Origin of the sequence: Parafrankia sp. Ea1.12 (assembly GCF_900465275.1) — a bacterium.
Lineage (GTDB): Bacteria > Actinomycetota > Actinomycetes > Frankiales > Frankiaceae > Parafrankia > Parafrankia soli.
Window position 1 is genome coordinate 1 of the sequence record NZ_UBIZ01000121.1, and the last position, 1,720, is coordinate 1,720.

Consider the following 1,720-nt stretch of genomic DNA (forward strand, 5'->3'; position numbering starts at 1 on the left):
GGGAGTTGCCGGAAAATAACTTCTGCTTTTGACCATGCTCTGTGGGGGTAGGGTTCCGGGGGTGGAAGGGACCGAGGAGGTCCTGGCGGAGAAGTTCGCGGTGTTGCTGCCGCATCTGGACGAGCGTCGGCGGCGGCTGGTGCTGGGGGCGGACGCCAGGGTGTTGGGGCATGGCGGGATCCGTCTGGTGGCGCGGGCGGCGGGGGTCTCGCAGGACACCGTCTCGCGTGGGGCGGCGGAGTTGGACGGTGGCCAGCCGCCGTCCGGGCGGGTTCGGCGTGCCGGTGGCGGGCGTAGACAGGCGCGGGAGAAGGACCCGTGCCTGGTGGGCGCGCTGCTGGCGCTGGTCGAGCCCGACCAGCGTGGGGACCCGGAGTCGCCGCTGCGGTGGACGGTGAAATCGACCCGTGCGCTGGCGGGAGAGCTGACCCGGTCCGGGCATCCGGTGAGCGCGGACACGGTCGCGGTCCTGCTCAAAGCCGAGGGGTTCAGCCTGCAGGGCACCTCGCGGACAACCGAGGGCGCCCGCCATCCCGACCGGGACGGCCAGTTCCGCTATATCAACGACCGGGTCAAGGAATTCACCGCGGCCGGGCAGCCGGTCGTCAGCGTGGACACCAAAAAGAAAGAGGTCCTCGGCGACTACGCGGTCGCCGGCCGGGAATGGCACCGCACCGGGCAGCCGGTGCCGGTACGAACTCATGACTTTCCCGCCAAGGACGCACCCAAAGCGGTGCCCTACGGCATCTACGACCTGACCGCCGACACCGGCTGGGTGGCGGTCGGCTGCGACGGCGACACCGCCGCGTTCGCGGTGGCGACCGTGCGCCGCTGGTGGGACGGGGAGGGCCGGTACCGCTACCCGACCGCGACCCGGCTGCTGATCACCGCGGATGCCGGCGGGGCGAACGGCTACCGGGTCCGGGCGTGGAAGAAGAACCTGGCCGACTTCGCTCACAGCAGCGGTCTGGAGGTGACGGTCTGCCATTTCCCGCCGGGAACGTCGAAATGGAACAGCATCGAGCACCGGTTGTTTTCCAGGATCAGCATCAACTGGCGGGGACGCCCGCTGACCAGCCACGAGGTCGTCGTCCACACGATCGGGGCGACCACCACCCGCACCGGGCTGACCGTGCACGCCGAGCTCGACCCCGGCGCCTATCCCACCGGGGTCACCGTGCCCGACGAGGTCATGGCGACTTTGCCATTGACCGCGCACGACTGGCACGGCGCCTGGAACTACACCCTGCGGCCACAACCGCCGGCACCGGCCGTCGTCCCGCGTTACACCGACCGCGCCCAGCCCGAGGACCTCGCCCCCGAGTGGCTGCACCACCCCACCCTCACCGGTATGGAACGCCCCGCCTTCACCGCTTTGCTGGCTGCTGTCGAACGGTACGTGCTCGACCACCCACCGATCAGCTTGCATCACAAGCACGCCCGGTGCCGCGTCCTGCGCCGCGGTCCGTTGTCGCTGTCCGACCGGCTGCTGGTCACCGTGATCCACCACCGGTGGAAAACCCAACACCAGGCACTCACCCGACTGCTGGGCTCACCCCGAGCAGCCGTCAGCGACGCCATCCACGAGATGACCCCCGTCCTCGACGGCCTCGACCGCCACGTTCCACCCGCACCGATCACCGCGCCGACCGCGAGAGACCTCACCGCTCTGATCGACAAGAGCAACATCAAACCCTGAAGTTATTTTCCGGCAACTCCC

General features: G+C 69.4%; 1 protein-coding gene. It reads left to right on the forward strand.

Annotated elements, in window-relative coordinates:
• The first annotated feature begins 34 nt into the window (after nucleotides 1-34).
• Nucleotides 35-1,699 carry an ISAzo13 family transposase gene (locus FMEAI12_RS02775; protein WP_112104866.1) on the forward strand — a complete coding sequence of 555 codons (1,665 nt, stop codon included), beginning with the start codon at nucleotides 35-37 and terminating at the stop codon, nucleotides 1,697-1,699.
• Nucleotides 1,700-1,720: the final 21 nt, after the last annotated feature.